Source organism: Gemmatimonadota bacterium, from assembly GCA_016713785.1.
Classification (GTDB): domain Bacteria; phylum Gemmatimonadota; class Gemmatimonadetes; order Gemmatimonadales; family GWC2-71-9; genus JADJOM01.
This window is the reverse complement of record JADJOM010000002.1, coordinates 634,774-652,090: the sequence shown is the minus strand read 5'-3', so window position 1 is coordinate 652,090 and position 17,317 is coordinate 634,774. Positions and strand designations below refer to the sequence as shown.

Below are 17,317 nucleotides of genomic sequence, written 5' to 3'. Positions count from 1 at the left end.
AAGGTACTCCCGATCCGCCCCCCGCGCGAGTGCGGCCAGATTTCGGTCCGCCGCCCCGGGGCCGCGGGTATATTGGGCGATGGCCCTCAAACTGTCGTCCAAGCAGCAGTCGCAGCTCGCCTTCCTGGAGCTGCTCCCGCCCAAGCTCGCCCGGGTCAACTCGGTGCTCGAGCAGATGCACAACCCGAACCTCGACGAGACCGCGGTCCGGGGCATGATCCGGGTGCTCGACGAGATGAAGGCCGGGGCCTCCCAGCTCAGCATCAACGCGCTGGCGGAGACGCTGAGCGCCATGGCCTCCACCGCCCGCCGCGGCGGCGGGCTGCAGGTGAAGATCCGCGGCCTCCGGGACTGCCTCGGCAGCGTCCGCGCGAGCTACGAGGCGGCCGTGAAAAAGGCCTCCATTCCGGAGGCCCATGCCGAGGAACACGCGCCGGAGACCGGCGGCTGAGGGTGGCCGCCCGGCCCGGCCGACCGCCTAGCGCGCCGACCCAGGCTCGTAGACGTCCTCGCCCTGCTTGCGGAAGTAGTCATCGATCGGCTGGCCGGCCATCAGGATCACCATCCCGTGGATGATGACGCCGATCAGGACCGACACGAAGGTGAGGGCGCACAGCACGCCCGCCGCGCCGATACCCGCGAACACGCGACCGATGATTTCCATGAGACCCGGGCCGATATAGTGTAGGGTGGACCGCCAGCCCATACGTTACCCATTCCCGGGCCGGCATTCAACCACCGAGGCCCTCCCCATGCGCCCCTCCCCCCTCCCCACGCTCCTGCTGGCCGCCGCCCTCGCCCTGCCGGTGGCGGCCCAGGCCCCCTGGACGGTCCGGCCCGACGGTTCGGCCCGGCCCGCGGAGGTCCGGGTCGAGGCCCGCGCACCCGGGTGGCGCTTCACCTCGGGACCCGCCTCGATCCTCTCCCGGGCCGCGGACAGCGCCAGCGGCAGCTACACCGTCACCGCCCGGCTGCAGCTCTTCCCGGGCTCCGGCGCCCACCAGGAGGCCTTCGGGGTGTTCATCGGGGGGCGGGACCTGGGTGCGGCGGGGCAGCGGTACAGCTACTTCCTGGTCCGCGGGGACGGCCGCTGGAAGGTGAAGCTCCGGCGCGGGGCGGCGGTCTCGGACGTGGCCGGCGACTGGCGCCCCAGCCCGGCGATCGTGGCGGCGAAGCCGGGGGGGCCGGCCACGAATGTGCTGCGCGTGATCGTGGCGGCGGACCAGGTGCGCTTCCTGGTGAACGGGACCGAGGTGTGGAGCGGCGCGCGGAGCGCCCTCGAGACCAGCGGCGTGGCCGGGATCCGGCTCAATCACAATCTCTCGGTCCAGCTCGAGTCGTTCGCGGTGCAGCCCGCCCCCTAGGGCGCCGCGGGGGGACGCGACAGCGCCGCGCGCGCCGCCTCCCCGACCTCCCCCCGGCCCTCCGCCGCGATCCGTTCCAGCGCCTGCCGGGCCGCGGGACTCCCCCGCTCCCCCAGCGCGCGCACGATCGCCAGCTGCCGCCGCGCATCGCCCGCGCCGAAGCGCAGGAACCCGCGCCGTTCCAGCGCCACCCGCGCCAGCGCGGCCGTCACCTCCGCCGCGTCGAGCCGCACCAGGGTCTCGAGCAGGTCCTGCCAGGCCACCGGGTCCTTCTCCACCTCGAAGGCGGCAAAGAGCGGCATGGCGATGCCGCCCGAGGACCGCTGGCTCACGCCCCGTGCGGCGAGCGCCCGCCCCGCGCGTGCCCGGGTCTCGGGGGAGAGGTGCGCCAGCGCCTGCCGGAGCGGCTCCACCGCCCCCTTCTCGCGGAACCGGCCCAGGGCGTCGATCGCCGCGTGGCGCACCTTCTCGTCGGCGTCGGTGACCCGCTCGCGCAGCAGCGGGATGGCGTCGGCCACGCCGAGGCGGCCCAGCAGCTCCACGCCGAGCCAGGCCTCCGCCGGCTGGGCGCTCTTCGCGAGGGGCGCCACCATCGGGAAGGCCTCGGGCATCCCCCCCACGGCGTCCAGCAGGAAGGCGCGTGGCCCCACCGCGCCGCCGCGCCGGAGCACCTCGAGCACCTGCTCCGCGGCGGGGAGCCCGCCGGCGCGCAGCACCTCCGCGGTGCGGGCCTGCTCCTCGGGGATCCGGTACGCCTGCTCGATGAGCTGCTCCACCACCGCCCGGGAGAGCAGCCGCTTCACGGCGATCGCGAAGGGCCGGCGCACCTCCTCCCCCATGCCGGGGAACAGCCGGAGTGCGGCCTGCGCGTTGTGCAGCACGGTGTGCCACTGCTCCTTCCGCACCGCGCCCTCGAGCTCGCGCAGGATCCCCTCCACCACCCCGGCCAGCTGGTCGCCGGGCCGGGCGCGCGGCACGGTGGGCAGCGCGGGATCCGAGGCGGCCATCCGCTCGAGGGGGCGCTCGACGGGAACCGGCGCCGTGACCAGGGCCACCTGGATGTGGGTGGAGGCGGGCAGCGGCCCCTGGTCATCCGCCAGCGCCTGGGCCAGCGCCAGCAGCTCGGGCCCCGGCGCCGCCCGGGCGACAGAAATGCTGTCCACCCGACGATGTTGTAGCCGTTCCTTGAGGGTATCCCCATCGACGGCCCAGGAATTCTCGATCCCGGCCTCGATCCGGGCCGCGCCATGCGCCGCCCGGGCCACCAGCGCGGCCAGCGCGGCCTGGACCAGGTCCTGCCGCTCCGGGCTGGAACGGAGCACGAGGACCAGGTGACCAAGCAGCTCCCCGAAGGGGGCGGTGGGGTCGGGCGGCATGAGCATGGGGTATGGAAAGTATAAGGCGACGGGGCTTGCTTGGCAGCGTATTCAGGGTAACATGAAGCTGTCCGCGCCTGGGGGCGTGCCAGTCGTCTTTTCGGGCCAGCTGTACCCCCTTCACTCAGCGAGGAAAACCGATGAAGCGTGCATTCGTCCTTGGTGGCGTCCTGGCCGCGCTGGCCACCGCCGCGCCGGCGGCCGGCCAGACCGAGTTCGGCCTCAGCGCCTCCGCCTACAGCAGCTATGTGTGGCGCGGCCTGTCCCTCACCAACAAGCCGGTGGTCCAGCCCTACGCGTACCTCTCCTTCCCGCTCGGCCCCGCGTCGCTGACCTTCAGCGGCTGGGCCAACGTGGACGTCGGCACCTACGACGGCTCCAGCGACATCGCGCAGGGCGGCGGCAGCAGCATGAATCTCTCCGAGTTCGACCCCGCGGTGGAGCTCGGCTTCAGCGCCGGCAAGGCGTCGATCGCCCTCGGCGGCGTGGGCTACATCTACCCCAACGACGCCCCCGGCATCACCAGCGACTTCAACACCGTCGAGGTCTACGGCAAGGTCGGGCTCGACGCCCCGCTCTCACCCAGCCTCGCCGTCTACTATGACGTGGACAAGGTGAAGGGCCTGTACGTCGAGGGCAGCGTGTCGCACGGCATCCCGCTCGGCGCCACCACCCTCAACCTCGGCGCCCTCGGCGGCTTCAGCAACAACATGGACCCGAGCGCCGACGACTTCACCTCCAACTTCGCCGACAACGGCTTCACCCACCTCGACCTCTCGGCCTCCATCGACCTGACCGCGGGCCCGCTGTCGATCACCCCGGCCCTGCACTTCCAGTTCAGCGGCGACGACGCCACCAAGGTCACCAAGCTGACCAACACCGGCGTCAACCAGAAGGACACCAAGATCTGGGGCGGCGTGACGATCAGCTGGAGCAAGGCGTTCGGCGGCGAGGCGGAGGAGTAACGGTAGGGCGGTAAGGCGGTAAGGCGGTACACTCCACGCGAGCGACCCCCCGGAGAGCATCCCGGGGGGTCGCCTTGTTACCGCCCTACCGCCCTACCGCCCGATCTCCTTGAACGTCTCCTCCAGCCGCGTCAGCATCTCGCCCAGCAGCGCCTGCTCGATGCCGAGGGGCGGCTCGATCCGGATGGTCCGCGCCTTGGAGTAGGTCCCCGCCACCAGCACCCCCCGCTTGAACAGCCCGGCCGCGCACTGGTAGCCGATCTCGTCGGTGGGGAAGGTCATGCCGATCAGCAGCCCGCGCCCCTGGGTGCCGGTGAGGATGTGGGGGTACTTCCGCTGCAGCGTGCCGAGCTCGCGCAGGAGGTACTCCCCCTTGACCCGCGCCTGGCCGGGGAGGTCCTCCTCGAGGGTCACCGTGATCGCGGCGATGCCCGCCGCGCAGGCGATCGGGTTGCCGCCGAAGGTGGTGGAGTGGATGATCGGGTTGGGGATCATCACCTCCCAGATGGTCGGGGTGGCCACGAACGCCGCCAGCGGCATCACCCCGCCGCCCAGCGACTTGCCCATGCACATGATGTCGGGCGTCACGCCCTCGTGGTCCACGCCCCACAGCGTGCCGGTGCGGCCCATGCCGGTCTGGATCTCGTCGGCGATGAACAGGCTTCCGTGCCGGGTGCAGATCTCGCGCACGCGCTGCAGGTAGCCCGGCGGCGGCGCCACGCCGCCCGCCTCGCCCTGCACCGGCTCCAGCACCACCGCCGCCGGCAGCTGGCCCACCGCCTCGAGGATGCACATCTGCTGGTCGAGCGCGTCGGCGTCGCCGTAGGGCACGAAGCGCACGTCCTGCAGCCCCCGCTCGAACGGCTCGCGGAAGCTCGCCTTCCCCATCAGCGACAGGGAGCCCATGGACTTCCCGTGGAAGCCGCCCAGGGTGGAGATGAAGGTGTTCCGCCGGGTGTAGAGGCGGGCCAGCTTGATCGCGCCCTCGATGGCGTCGGTGCCGTTGTTGATGAAGAAGCAGCAGCCGAGCTCGCCCGGGGTCACCGCGGCCAGCAGCCGGGCCAGCCCGGCGCGCCACGGCTCGAGCAGCTCCTGGCTGTTGAGCGCCATGCGCCCCATCTGGTCCTGCACCGCCTTGACGATCTTCGGGTGGTTGATGCCGGCGGAGAAGATGCCGTAGCCGCCCAGGCAGTCGATGTACTGGCGGCCGAGCAGGTCGGTGAGGATGGAGCCCTGGCCGGACCACTCGAGGGCCGCGAACTGCCCCGCCTGGGTCACCGACTTGCGGTAGGTGAGGAACCCGCGATTGACGTACTTCTCGTAGCTGTCCACCGTCTCCGCGATGAACGCTTCCTTCTCGTCGGTGGCCATGGCCCGCCCACCGATCAGGTCCAGGTACCGCCGGCTGAGCTTCAGGACGTCGTCATTCGGTAACCGCAATTCATCGGCGCTCCTTTCAGGGTGAAGTCCGCGCGCGTCTCCGCGCGCGCCATCGGGTGGCCGGCCGCCGCGCTAGGCCGACTGCAGCTCCTGCCAGATCTGCTCCCACATCGGCCCCGCGTCGCCCAGCGTCCGCTCGTACTCCAGCCGCTGGAACTCCGCGGCCGTGGGGTAGGGCAGCGGGTTGGTCATGCTGGCCAGCGCCGCCTGGTTGGGCGAGCCGTAGCCGGTGGTGTTGGCGATCGCCGCGCCCACCTCGGGGCGCAGGATGTAGTTGAGGAACTCGTGCGCCGCGCGGGGGTGGGTGCCCGCCGCGGGCAGCACCATCGAATCCGTCCAGATGTCGCTCCCCTCCTTGGGCAGCACGTAGCGGATGGACGGCTCCTTCGCCTGTGCCTGCGCGGTGTCGCCGTTCCACAGCTGCGCCACCCACACGTCCCCGCTGATCAGCTGCCCCTTCACCGGTGCCGAGACGTATCCCTTGAGGTTGCGCCGCGCGGCGAGGGCGTCGCTGCGGGCCTGGGCAAGGTCCGTGGGCTCGCTCGAGTTGAGCGAGGCCCCCCGGTACCGGAGCCAGGCGCCGAGGCAGGCGCGCATCTCGTCCATCTGGGTCATGCGGCCCTTGTAGCGGCCGTCGAGGAAGATGCCCCAGCTGTCCGGCGTCCCCGGGACCTTGTCGCTGCGGTAGGCGAATCCGGTGGTGCCCCACTGGTAGGCGATGGAGTAGACGTTGTCGGGGTCGAACACCGGGTTGACGAAGGTCGGCGCCAGGTTGGTCATGTTGGGCAGGTAGGCGCGCCGGAGCGGCGCCAGCAGCCCGGTGGCGGCCAGGGTGGTCACGGCGTAGTTGGTGGGGAACGCCACGTCGACCGGCGCGCCGACGCCCGCCAGCCGCTGCAGCAGCTCCTCGTTGCTTTCGTAGGTCTCGTAGGTCACCCGGACGCCGAACTCCCGCTCGAAGTTCGTGATCGTGTCGGGCGCGATGTAGTCGGACCAGTTGGCGATGGTGAGCTCGGGCTCGATCGCGCCGAGCGGCGCCTCGCCGGGCGGCGGGTCGGCCTTGTCGCGGCCGCAGCCGGCCAGCAGGGAGCCGATGGCCGAGAGGCCGAGCCCCAGCGCCCCCGCGCGCGCCACGAAGGCGCGCCGGCTCAGCCGGCCGGCGGCGACGTCCTGCAGCAGGCGGTCGATGGTGCGGGGATCGGCCATGTCGCGTTCCTCGGGGTGAGGCGGGCGATCGCCGGTGGGGGAGGCGACGGCGTGCTACGCCAGCCAGTCCTTCACCTGATAATATGCCCCCGCCAGCGGCAGAAACCATGGCCGACCGGCGTAGAGGGGAACCGCGGGGAACGGGAGGCCGGCCAGCGCCGGCCACGGACCCGCCCCGGCCAGCGCGCGGCCCGCCTGGTGGCCCAGCCACGACGCCAGGGCCACCCCGTGGCCGCCATAACCCAGCGAGTAGCCGATCCCCTCTCGGCGCCCCGCGTGCGGCAGGTGGTCCAGCGTGAAGCCCAGGGTGCCGCCCCAGGCATGCTCGATGGCCACCGGGCCCAGGTCCGGGAACACCTCCCGGATGCCCTGCTGCAGCAGCGCGCGGCTCCGCGCCAGCGCCGTCGGGACGAACGCCGCACGCCCCCCGAAGACCAACCGATCATCGGCGGAGAGCCGGAAGTAGTAGAGCAGGTTGCGGGTGTCGGAGCACATCCGCCGCCGGGGCAGCAGCCGCGCCGCCACGTCGGCGTCGAGGGGCGCCGTCGCGACGATGAAGCTCCCCACCGGCACCACGCGCCGGGCCAGCCAGGGCTCCAGCGTCCCGGTGAGGCCGTTGGTGGCCACCAGCACCTCCGCGGCGCGCACCGGGCCCCGGCCGGTCTCCACCCGGAGCCCCTCCGGCGTCCGGACCACGCGCCGGACCCCGGTCCCATCGGCCACCACCGCGCCGGCCCGCTGCGCCGCCGCGAGCAGGCCGCCGAGGTAGGCGGCCGGCTGCAGGGCGCCGGCGCCGGGGTCCACCAGCCCACCGTGATAGCATCGCGAGCCGATCTCGGCGCCGAGGTCGGCCGGGCCCACCAGGTGCGTCTCGTAGCCGAAGTCGCGGGCCAGCTGGCGGCGGCTCGCCTCGAGGGCCCGCAGGTGCGCCGGCTTGGCCGCGAGCGTCAGGTGCCCCGGCCGGTGCCAGTCGCAGGCGATCCCCTCCTCCGCCACCAGCGCCTCCACGAAGCCGATGGCCGCGAGGGAATCCTCCCAGAGCGCGCGGGCGGTGGCCAGCCCGTGGCGCCGCGCCACGTCGGCCAGCTCCGCCTTGTAACCCGGCAGCACCATGCCGCCGTTGCGGCTGCTGGCGCCCGCGCCAACGGCCTCGCGCTCGAGCACCAGCACCGACGCCCCCGCCTGCGCCGCCGCGCGCGCCGCCGCGAGTCCGGTATAGCCGGCGCCGACCACCAGCAGGTCCACCCGTTCGGGCAGCGCGGGGAGCGGTGGCAGCGTGGGCAGCGGCGAGAGCACGCGCCACAGGACCGACTCCGGGATCACGCCGGCCGCCGCCCCACCAGCTGCACCGTGGCGCTCAGGCCGCCGTGCAGCCGCCCCTCGCGCACCTCCCGCTCCACTTCGCGCGCCACCAGCCACTCGAGCCCCGGCAGCAGCCGCTGCCACTCCGCGAGGGAGATGAGCAGCGCGGGATCGGGCGGCCCGCCGGTGCCGCGGCCCAGCTGTGCCGGCGTGTACGCCTCGAGGATGAACACGCCGCCGGGCCGCAGTCCCGCCGCCACCTGGCCAAAGAGCGGCTCCCGCACCTCCCGCGGCAGGTGCACCCAGATGGCGACGATCCCCGCCCACGCCGCCGGCGCGATGCGATACCCCGCGAGGTCGGCCACCTCCGTGGTGAGCTCCACCCCGCGCTCCGCCGCCAGCGCCCGCGCCTTGGCGAGCCCCACGCTCGAGCCATCCACCCCATGCACCGGGTGGCCCCGCCCCGCCAGGTACACGCCGTTCCGTCCCTCCCCCTCGGCCAGCGAGAGCACCGGGCCGGGGGGCAGCTGGCCGGCGGCCTCCACCAGGAAGTCGTTGGGCTCCGTGCCGTAGGCGAACTCGGGACCGCGGTAGCGTTCGTTCCAGTCGGGCGCGGGCATCAGGGCTCCGGGGCAGGGAACGCAGGCGACTTCAGCTGGCCAGCAGGGACGCCACGCTCTCCCGGAACACGTCGGTGTGCCGGTCGATGTCGGCCGCCGTGGTGGCCGGGGCGATCAGCGCCATGTTGTGGAAGGGCGTGAGCAGGATGCCGCGGTTGAGCGCGAAGAGGTGCATGTAGCGGTCCAGCTCGAGGTCGACGGCCGCCGCCGCCTCGGCGCCGTTGCGCGGCGCGGTGGGCCGGAACCAGTACTCGGCGCGGCACCCCAGCCGCTTGACGATCCACGGCAGCCGGTGCGCCGCGATCACCCCCTCGACCCCCGCCTGGAACCGCTCGGCCAGCGGGATGGTCCGCGCGTAGGCCGCCTCGGTGAGGACCTGCCCCAGCGTGGCCCGCATGGCGGCCAGCGCCAGGGCGTTGCCGGCCAGGGTCCCGCCGATGCCCCCGGTGTCGGAGTCGGCCAGGGCGATCCGCCCCGCGAGCCGCGCGCCGACCTCCTCGGAAAAGCCGTACACCGCGCACGGCACCCCGCCCCCCACCGGCTTGCCGATGGTGAGCAGGTCCGGCGTGAGGCCGTGGGCCCGCGTGTAGCCGCCGGGCCCGGCGCAGATGGTGTGGGTCTCGTCGATGATGAGCAGCGCGCCGTGCTTCCGGGTGAGCGCCCGCAGCGCGTCGTGGTAGCCGGGATCGGGGTGGATGATCCCGATGTTGGTCATCGCCGGCTCGGCCAGCACGCAGGCCACGTCGCCGTGGGCCAGCGCCCGCTCCAGGGCGGGGAGGTCGTTGAACTCGACCACCCGGGTGGTGAGCGCCGGGTCCACCGCCGGCCCCAGGTTGCCGGGCCGGGCGCGCACCACGCCGTCCTGCAGCGTGGCGAAGGTCTCGTCGACGGTGCCGTGGTAGCACCAGTTGTGGACCAGGATCTTCGGCCGGCCGGTGAGCAGCCGGGCCAGCCGGATGGCGAAGCGGTTGGCGTCGGTGGCCGTCATCGCGAACTGCCAGTAGCGCAGCCCGAACCGCCGCCCCAGCTCCTCGGCCACCCACACGTGGTCCTCGGAGGGGAGCATGAACGTGAACCCGCGCGCCGCCTGCCGCTCGACCGCCTCCACCACGGCCGCCGGGGCGTGGCCGGTCATGGCGCCGGTGTCGCCCAGGCAGAGGTCGAGGTAGCGGTGGCCATCCACGTCGGTGAAGTGGGCGCCGGCGCCCTCCCGCACGAACAGCGGGAAGCCGCCGGCCCACTTCACCATCCAGTGCATCGGGACGCCCTCGAGGAGGCTCCCCCGGGCCCGCGCAGACAGCGCCCGCGAGGCGGGGTGCGTCGCCTCGAAGCGGCGCTGCTCCTCCGCGTAGGCGCCGGCGAGCCGGGCCCGGTCGATCACCGCCCCACCGCCGCGGTAAGCGCCTCCTCCATCACCCCCAGGCCTTCCTGCAGCACCGCCTCCTCCACCGTGAGCGGCACCAGCACGCGGATCACGTTGCCGAAGGTCCCGGCGGTGAGCAGCAGCAGGCCGCGCTTGAGCGCCTCGCCGGTCATCTTCGTGACCAGTTCCTTGTGGGGCTCCCGGGTGGCCGGGTCCTTCACCAGCTCCATGGCCACCATGGCGCCGAGGCCGCGCACGTCGCCGATCTCGGGGTAGCGCTGCTGCCACTGCAGGAAGCGGCTGCGGATGGTCTCGCCCACGGCGCGCGCCCGCGCCACCAGCTGGTCCTGCTCCATGGCGTCGAGCACGGCGAGCGCCGCGGCGCAGGCCAGCGGGTTGCCGCCGTAGGTGCCGCCCAGGCCGCCCACGTTGCCGGTGTCCATGACCTCCGCGCGGCCGGTCAGCGCCGCGAGCGGCAGCCCGCCGGCCAGCGACTTGGCGGTGATGATGAGGTCCGGCACCAGGTCGTAGTGCTCGCAGGCGAACAGCGCCCCCGTGCGCCCGAAGCCGCTCTGGATCTCGTCGGCGATGAGCAGGATCCCGTGGTCCTTCGCGAACTGGGCCAGCATCGCCACGAAGGGCCGCGGCGCGGGGATGAATCCGCCCTCACCCACCTCGAGCTCCAGGATGATCGCCGCCACCGTCGTCGGGTCCACGTGCGAGGCGAACAGCCGCTCGAACGCCGCCCGGTCGGCCATGCAGCAGCGCCCCTCCACCGGGCCGCCGTCGCAGCGGTAGCAGTAGGGGAACGGCAGCCGGTACACCTCGGGCATGAACGGGCCGTAGCCCGACTTGTACGGCACCGCCTTGGAGGTGAGCGACATCCCCATGTAGGTGCGGCCGTGGAAGGCGTGCTCGAAGCACACCACCGCCTGCCGCCCCGTGGCGCGCCGCGCCACCTTGACCGCGTTGTCCACCGCCTCCGCCCCGCTGTTGGTGAACATCGTGCGCTTGCTGTGGCCGCCGGGGGTGATGGCGTTGAGCCGCTCGGCCAGGGCGATGTACGGCTCGTACATCGAGATCTGGAAGCAGAGGTGGGTGAAGTGCTCCAGCTGCTCGCGCACCGCCGCCACCACCCGGGCGTTGCGGTGCCCGGCGTTGAGCACCCCGATGCCGCTGCCGAAGTCGATCAGGCGGTTGCCGTCGACGTCGGTGAGCACGGCGTTGTCCGCCTGGGCCACCGCCACCGGCGTCACCTGCGAGACCGTGCGCGGCACCGCCTGCTGGCGGCGGGCGAGCAGCGCCTGGCTGCGGGGACCGGGGATGGGGGTCTTGAGGTCGATGATGCGGGACATCCGGCGGCTCCGGCGGGAGAAGGGTGGGATTCGCCAGATTAGCCGCCGCTCCCCCAAAAGTCGAGGGCGGCGGCGCCGGTCAGCCCGTGGCGCGCTCGATCGCCGCGCGGGCGAGTTCGAGGAGCGCGGCCGGCTGGTAGGGCTTCTGGATGAAGTCGGCCAGGCCGGCGCCGGTGAGGCCGGTGGTGCCCGCATCGGCCGTGAACCCGCTGGACAGGATCACCGGCAGCCCGGGCCAGGCGGCGTGGATGCGCCGGCAGGTCTCCTCCCCGCCCAGCTCCGGCATGGTCAGGTCGAGCAGCACCAGCGAGACCTCCGCGTGGCGCTGCTCCAGCAGCGCCAGCGCCTGCAGCCCGTCCTCCGCCAGCAGCACGGTGTAGCCCGCCCGCTCCAGGGTCCGGCGGGTGACCTTCCGGACCACCTCCTCGTCATCCACCACCAGCACGGTGCCGGCGCCCCGCACCGCCACCGGGCCGCTCACCCGGGGCGCCGGGTCGGTGGCCACCGGCCGGGTGGTGGCCGGCAGCAGGATGCGCACCCGGGTGCCCTGCCCCGGCCAGCTCTCCACCTGGATCGCGCCGCGGTGCCCGCGCACGATGCCGAGCACCGCCGCGAGCCCGAGCCCGCGGCCATGGAACTTGGTGGTGAAGAAGGGATCGAAGATGCGGCCGAGGGTCTCGCCATCCATCCCGCTGCCGGTGTCGTGCACCTCCAAGGCCACGTAGTCCCCCTCGGGCAGGGCGTCGCCCAGCAGCATCCCCGTCAGGGTCACCCGGTCGGCGTGGACCAGCGCGGTCTCCAGCCCGATCACCCCCGGCTGGTCGCCCAGGGCGTCGGAGGCGTTGGTGAGCAGGTTCATCGCCACCTGCCGCAGCTGGGTGGCGTCCCCCTCGACCGCCGGCAGCCCGGGGGCCAGGCGCGCCTGCACCGTGGCCCGCCTGGAGATCACCGTGCGCAGCAGCTGCCCCGATTCCTCCACCAGCGCGGAGAGGTCGAGCGGCTGCACCACGAAGTGGCCCTTCCCGGAGTAGGCCAGCAGCTGGCGGGTGAGGTCCGCGGCGCGCCGCGCGGCGGTCTCGATGTCCTGGACCGTGGAGCGGACGGGCGAGGCCGGCGCCAGCTCGTTGAGCGCCAGCCCCGCGTTCCCCAGGATGCCCATCAGCAGGTTGTTGAAGTCGTGCGCGATGCCGCCCGCGAGCACGCCGAGGCTCTCCAGCCGCTGCGTCTCGCGGAGCCGCGCCTCCGCCTGCTGGAGCGCCTCCGCCGCCGCCTTCCGCTCCGTGATGTCGAGCAGGTAGCCCACCAGGTGGTCCGCGCGGCCGGCGGCCGGCGGCACCACGGTGAAGTCGGTCACCCAGCGCCACCCGCCGGCGGCGTGGCGGATCCGGTACTCCTGCTGGAAGGCGTCGCGCCCCGAGGCCAGGTGTTCCCGGACCTCCGCCGCCACGCGGGGCAGGTCGTCGGGGTGGACGAGGTCGGCGTAGCGCATGCGGCCCGCGATCAGGGCGGCCGCGGGCCAGCCGAACTGCTGCTCCACGTTGGGCGAGACGTATTCCACCGGCCAGCCGTCGGTGCGGGCCCACTGGAACAGCACGGTCGGCCCGCCGATGAACAGCCGCCGCTCCGCCTGCAGCTCGTCCACCAGCCGCTGGCGGTCGAGCGCGAAGGAGGTGTGCGCCGCGATGTTCCGCATCAGCTGCAGCTCGAGCGGCGCCGGCGTGTGCGGGCGGTCCCAGTACACCATGAACTTGCCGATGGTCCCGCCGCCGGTGACCAGCGGGAAGAACCCGAGCGCGCGGATCCCCTCGCCCAGGATGATGGCCTGGTAGCGCCCCAGGCTGGTGTCGCGGGAGACGTCGGGGATATGGATCGGGTCGGGCGCCGGCTGCCCCGGGGCCCACGGGGTATGCCCCTCGACCGCCGCCCGGTAGCCGTCGGAGAGGCCCTGCCACGCCTTGAAGCGGAGCACGCCGTCGGGGTCGAACAGCAGCACGGAGGCCCGCGGGGTGCGGGCCACCGCGGCGATGGCGGCGAGGGCGTGACGGTAGATCTGCTCGGCGGTCGTGGCCTGGCTCATGGCCAGGGTCATCTCGCCGATGACGGAGAGTCGCTCCAGCACGTCGCGCAGGGGTTCCCGGACGGGGTTGGTCGCCTGATCCCTGGCGAGGACACGAGTGTGCGGCACGGCGGCTCCCGGGGCGGGCATGGGGGAGATGCCGCCGGACAGCGGCACCAATCTACGCCACACACGGAAGTTGGCCAGTAGCCCCCGTCACGGGGACCTTACCCCCCCGCTTCCCGCGCACTAGCTTGTCCCCCGATGCCGCACCCCCGCCCTGCCCGCCAGGCCGCCCCCCGCGCCGCCGCCCCGTCCCACTCCGTCTCGTGGGATGCCGCCGGGGGCGTGGGGCTCCGGCTCGACAAGGACGAATGGTGACGCCCGCGGGGCGCGCCCCCGCGCGCCCCCCGCCCGGCCGTCATCGCCCGCACTCGTCCCCTCGCCGGCCCCCCGGGCCGGCCGCAACGCCGGAGCACCGCATGGCCACCACCTACGACGCCATCCTCATCGGCGGCGGGCACAACGCCCTCGTCACCGCCGCCTACCTGGCCCGCGCGGGCCGCAAGGTCCTGGTCCTCGAGCGCCGCGAGCTGGTCGGCGGCTGCGCGGTGACCGAGGAGCTGTGGCCCGGCTTCAAGATGTCCACCGCGAGCTACGTCAACAGCCTCTTCCGCCCCGAGATCATCCGCGACCTCGAGCTCAAGCGGCACGGCTTCGAGATGCTCCCCCGGAGCCCCTCGAGCTTCACGCCCTTCCCCGACGGCCGCTACCTCCTGATGGGGCCGGACAAGGAAATGACCCACCGCGAGGTCTCCAAGTTCTCCAAGAAGGACGCCGCGGCGCTGCCGAAGTACGAGGCGATGCTCGAGCGGGTGGCCGACTTCCTGGAGCCCACCCTGGTCCAGACCCCGCCCAACCCCTGGTCCATGAAGCCCGGCAACCTGATCGAGCTCCTCAAGCTCGGCCTGGGCTTCCGCAAGCTCGGCACCGACGGGCAGAAGGCCATCGAGATCCTGACCGGCGCCGCCAACCCGATCCTCGACCGCTGGTTCGAGTCGGAGGAGCTCAAGGCCACCATCGCCACCGACGCCATCATCGGCGCCTTCGCCACCCCCTCCATGCCGGGGACGGCGTACGTGCTGTTCCACCACGTGATGGGCGAGTGCAACGGGGTGCGCGGGGTGTGGGGCTACGTGAAGGGCGGGATGGGCGCGCTGTCGAACGCCATCGCCGCCGCCGCGAAGGAGAAGGGCGCCGAGATCCGGGTCAACGCCACCGTCACGAAGATCCTGGTCTCCGGCGGCCAGGCCACCGGCGTGGTGCTGGCCGACGGCACCGAGCTCAAGGCCAAGAAGGTCATCTCCGGCATCGACGCCAACCTGACCTTCCTCAAGCTGATGGATCCGAGGCAGCTGCCCGAGGACTTCGTCGAGTCGGTGCGCGCCATCGATTACGCCAGCGGCAGCGCCAAGGTGAACCTGGCCCTCAGCGAGGTGCCGGACTTCACCTGCCTTCGGGGCAACACCGTGGGCCCGCAGCACCGCGGCACCATCCACCTCTGCCCCACCCGGGAGTACATCGAGAAGGCCTTCGACCCGGCGAAGTACGGCTACATCTCGAAGGACCCGATCGTCGAGGCCACCATCGCGAGCTCGCTCGACGACACCGTGGCCCCGAAGGGCATGCACGTGATGTCGATGTTCACCCAGTACTTCCCCAACACCCTGGCCAGGGATGCGGGATCGCTGGAGGAGAACAAGAAGCACTACGCCGAGCGGTGCATTGACATCATGACGGAGTACGCGCCCAACTTCCGCAAGGCGGTGCACAACTACCAGGTGCTGGCGCCGCAGGACATCGAGCGGGTGTACGGGCTGACGGGCGGGAACATCATGCAGGGGACGATGTCGCTCTCGAGCCTCTCGTTCATGCGGCCGGTGCCGGGCTACGCGGACTACCGCACCCCCATCCGCGGGCTCTACATGTGCGGCGCGGCCACCCATCCGGGCGGCGGCGTGATGGGCGCGTGCGGGTACAACGCGGCACGGGAGATTCTCCGGGACGGGTAGGAGGTGAGAGCAGGGAAGGCCCACTCCGAGGCCTCGGGCCCCGACACCAGCCCCTCCGAGGCAAGCAACGGGTGGACTGCACACCAGCGGAGCAAGCCGTCTGATCCCACGGTCACCTGGGATCGGGCGGTGGGCATGCCACGGAATCGGCCAAGAAGTACGTCCGGAGTACCTGCTGGTTCCGCCCCAGGACAATGGCTTCGGTGTGATTCCCGATCACGGAGTAGAGGATCGTGTCCCTGGCGCAAGCCGCGGCAGTACGTGGGGCAAAAGGTTGCCCCACCTTCATGTCCCGTGCAATCCCGCGTTCTATCGCCAGTGCCACACGATGTGCCTCACGCACTCTGCGCGTGAAGCCCTGGGCACGTTGCGCTGAATCCTCGAGAAGCCACAACCTGCGGTAGTGGTCAGCCTCGGACAACTCATGCGCGAGCAATTCGCAACGAGTCAGCGCCCAGTTGCTGTCCGTACTCCACCCTGCGACGGATAGCGGGAGATGGCGGAAGTCCTCGAGGTCGATCGTCAGCAGGGGTTCGTCATTCTGGGCGTAAGCCGAGCCGAACAGCGTCGGGCCATCTGCGGCGGCCGCAACCGCCCGCAGCGGGCCGTTCCTACGGATGTGAGCCATCAGCTGCTCAAAGGCCGGGGAAGCTTGACCACAAGCCTCGACAAGCGCCAGAAGCTCCACCTGCGCAGGCGAGCGGGGCGGATCGAAGGCAAGTACCGACGGTAGAGGTGCCGGGCCACAGCCCATCCAGCAAGCGAGAGCTGCGGCTCGGCAGAGCACAGCGCGTCGTGCGAAGTCGCTGAGCCCGCGGCACGACGCATGTGGTCGCAGGCAGCCGGCGGGTGCGTTGACGGCGTGCCGGGTGCCTTCCACTAACCCTCCCCGGCTCAGCGGGGTTTGTTGGTCGCCTTCAGATTGCCGATACTGTATCGGACAATGGTGGGTACCTCGTCACCGTCCAACACCACACACCACACAAACGGCCCATAGGCATCGAACGGTCGCGCGTTCGCCGGCAGGCCGACAGTCCGGACCTGGGCGCCGTTCCAGTCAAATACCCGATACTGCTTGTGACCCTGGAATCCTTGCCCTACTTCGAGTTCTCGCACCCCAAGCCAGATGAGTGAGTCTCTGGCCACAAACGCCATCGTCAGGGGGGGGCAGGAATCGCGGAGTGTACAGCTTGCGGCGGATTGAATCCGCCGTTACCGGTGTTACGGGGCTGTTGCGCGTCACCAGGGCAAGCAGAGCGGTCACCGCGCTGTCTCGGCTCTGCTTCGCAAGCGGACGGGGCCGATACTCGTACCTCGTGGTTGCCCCCCAGCCACTCTTCATGCTCCAAACACGCAAGCCGAATGTCGCCGTCCCCGGCGATGTCGCCGCCTCCCTCGTGGCTACCACGACAAAGTCGCTGGTCGGCGCGATCGCGAAGAGCGGGTTGTCACCAAAGGGCTGAGGGAGGTTGGCCTGCCCATCATTCCACCTGAACCGGGAGTAGGCATTGGCGGTCGATAGAGCCAGGATGGTATCAGTACCCCCATCAGAACGCGCGCCCACCTCAACGACCATGGGGTCACCATCCTTGCGGCCAGGCCCGGGCGCCTGCCCCATGAGACAACGACCATCCCGAAGGATCGCCCATGGGTCCAGCGTGCGGCACTTCTCCTGATACCGCCAGGTCATCACCCCACGAGAACCGGCTGGCAGGAGAGTGATTCGTTGAAGCGCTCCGTCAATCACCCAAAGGGTATCCCCCATCCAGCCCAGCGCGCGCAGCTGGCTGACCTCACCGGGGCCTCGCCCGCGCCGCATTAGCGTGCGTACCGTATCGCCGTCAGGCTTGAGAAGGTACAACGCCGGTGCAGCATCGTCCCTCAGGTAGACGTGGAGAGTCGAGTCAACGAGCCCTGAGGCGTACGTGAGGTCGAGCGGGGGCGAAGTGAATGCGAGGTCGCGCTGGGCCAACACTACCTCCTGCAGAGGGGGGCATCCTCCCACGGAGGTTTGGAGTACTGCTAGCAGGCAGTGGAGCATTGCATCTCGAACACGATGAGGTGTCTGCCCGCCGGGGAGGAGGCGGGGCGGTCACCGCGGCAGACCTTCACCGAGCATCAGCGGGCGGCGGAGGCGCCCCAAGCGGCGCAGTCATCCGAGCCCAGCGCCCCCGGCCCGAGTGTCCGGGTATCCTCCT

14 protein-coding genes are annotated in these 17,317 nt (G+C 71.9%); 5 read left to right on the top strand and 9 right to left on the bottom strand.

The features are described 5' to 3' along the window. Window positions 1-79: 79 nt before the first annotated feature. Window positions 80-451: a hypothetical protein gene (locus IPJ95_07230; protein ID MBK7923415.1), complete on the top strand. Its 372-nt coding sequence runs from the start codon at window positions 80-82 to the stop codon at window positions 449-451. A 27-nt stretch (window positions 452-478) separates the two neighbouring features. On the opposite strand, the gene IPJ95_07225 is transcribed toward IPJ95_07230, so the two are convergent. Further along, window positions 479-664, bottom strand: a complete 186-nt coding sequence (locus IPJ95_07225) for a hypothetical protein (GenBank protein ID MBK7923414.1) — start codon at window positions 662-664, stop codon at window positions 479-481. An 88-nt stretch (window positions 665-752) separates the two neighbouring features. On the opposite strand from IPJ95_07225, the gene IPJ95_07220 reads away from it, so the two are divergent. Beyond that, window positions 753-1,364, top strand: a complete 612-nt coding sequence (locus IPJ95_07220; protein ID MBK7923413.1) for a hypothetical protein — start codon at window positions 753-755, stop codon at window positions 1,362-1,364. On the opposite strand, the gene IPJ95_07215 is transcribed toward IPJ95_07220, so the two are convergent. Further along, window positions 1,361-2,746 carry a HEAT repeat domain-containing protein gene (locus IPJ95_07215; protein MBK7923412.1) on the bottom strand — a complete coding sequence of 462 codons (1,386 nt, stop codon included), beginning with the start codon at window positions 2,744-2,746 and terminating at the stop codon, window positions 1,361-1,363. The two genes, IPJ95_07220 and IPJ95_07215, sit on opposite strands and share 4 nt — an antisense overlap. A gap of 134 nt (window positions 2,747-2,880) precedes the next feature. On the opposite strand from IPJ95_07215, the gene IPJ95_07210 reads away from it, so the two are divergent. Further along, on the top strand, window positions 2,881-3,705 hold the full coding sequence (locus tag IPJ95_07210; GenBank protein MBK7923411.1) for a hypothetical protein: 825 nt from the start codon (window positions 2,881-2,883) through the stop codon (window positions 3,703-3,705). Between the two features lie 93 nt (window positions 3,706-3,798). Here the strand turns inward: IPJ95_07210 and IPJ95_07205 are convergent, their stop codons facing one another. The 7 genes from IPJ95_07205 to IPJ95_07175 all read right to left on the bottom strand — a co-directional run bounded on the left by IPJ95_07205 (window position 3,799) and on the right by IPJ95_07175 (window position 13,176). Continuing rightward, complete coding sequence (locus IPJ95_07205; protein MBK7923410.1) at window positions 3,799-5,076, bottom strand: aminotransferase class III-fold pyridoxal phosphate-dependent enzyme; 1,278 nt, start codon at window positions 5,074-5,076, stop codon at window positions 3,799-3,801. A 141-nt stretch (window positions 5,077-5,217) separates the two neighbouring features. Then, the gene (locus tag IPJ95_07200; protein MBK7923409.1) at window positions 5,218-6,351 is read right to left on the bottom strand and encodes a spermidine/putrescine ABC transporter substrate-binding protein; all 1,134 of its coding nucleotides are present in this window, start codon (window positions 6,349-6,351) and stop codon (window positions 5,218-5,220) included. Window positions 6,352-6,405: 54 nt separating this feature from the next. Then, complete coding sequence (locus IPJ95_07195; GenBank protein MBK7923408.1) at window positions 6,406-7,635, bottom strand: FAD-binding oxidoreductase; 1,230 nt, start codon at window positions 7,633-7,635, stop codon at window positions 6,406-6,408. Between the two features lie 35 nt (window positions 7,636-7,670). After that, on the bottom strand, window positions 7,671-8,273 hold the full coding sequence (locus IPJ95_07190; GenBank protein ID MBK7923407.1) for a class I SAM-dependent methyltransferase: 603 nt from the start codon (window positions 8,271-8,273) through the stop codon (window positions 7,671-7,673). A 31-nt stretch (window positions 8,274-8,304) separates the two neighbouring features. Beyond that, window positions 8,305-9,654: an aspartate aminotransferase family protein gene (locus tag IPJ95_07185; GenBank protein ID MBK7923406.1), complete on the bottom strand. Its 1,350-nt coding sequence runs from the start codon at window positions 9,652-9,654 to the stop codon at window positions 8,305-8,307. After that, window positions 9,651-10,991 (bottom strand): 4-aminobutyrate--2-oxoglutarate transaminase, encoded by a 1,341-nt coding sequence (gene gabT / locus IPJ95_07180; protein MBK7923405.1) that lies wholly within the window; start codon window positions 10,989-10,991, stop codon window positions 9,651-9,653. The genes IPJ95_07185 and gabT overlap by 4 nt, the downstream gene beginning before the upstream one ends. A 79-nt stretch (window positions 10,992-11,070) precedes the next feature. Further along, complete coding sequence (locus tag IPJ95_07175) at window positions 11,071-13,176, bottom strand: response regulator (protein MBK7923404.1); 2,106 nt, start codon at window positions 13,174-13,176, stop codon at window positions 11,071-11,073. 353 nt (window positions 13,177-13,529) lie between these two features. Here IPJ95_07175 and IPJ95_07170 point away from each other — a divergent pair, with 353 nt between their 5' ends. Continuing rightward, window positions 13,530-15,119 (top strand): NAD(P)/FAD-dependent oxidoreductase, encoded by a 1,590-nt coding sequence (locus IPJ95_07170; GenBank protein MBK7923403.1) that lies wholly within the window; start codon window positions 13,530-13,532, stop codon window positions 15,117-15,119. A gap of 496 nt (window positions 15,120-15,615) precedes the next feature. Further along, on the top strand, window positions 15,616-15,852 hold the full coding sequence (locus IPJ95_07165) for a hypothetical protein (GenBank protein ID MBK7923402.1): 237 nt from the start codon (window positions 15,616-15,618) through the stop codon (window positions 15,850-15,852). Window positions 15,853-17,317 lie beyond the last annotated feature (1,465 nt).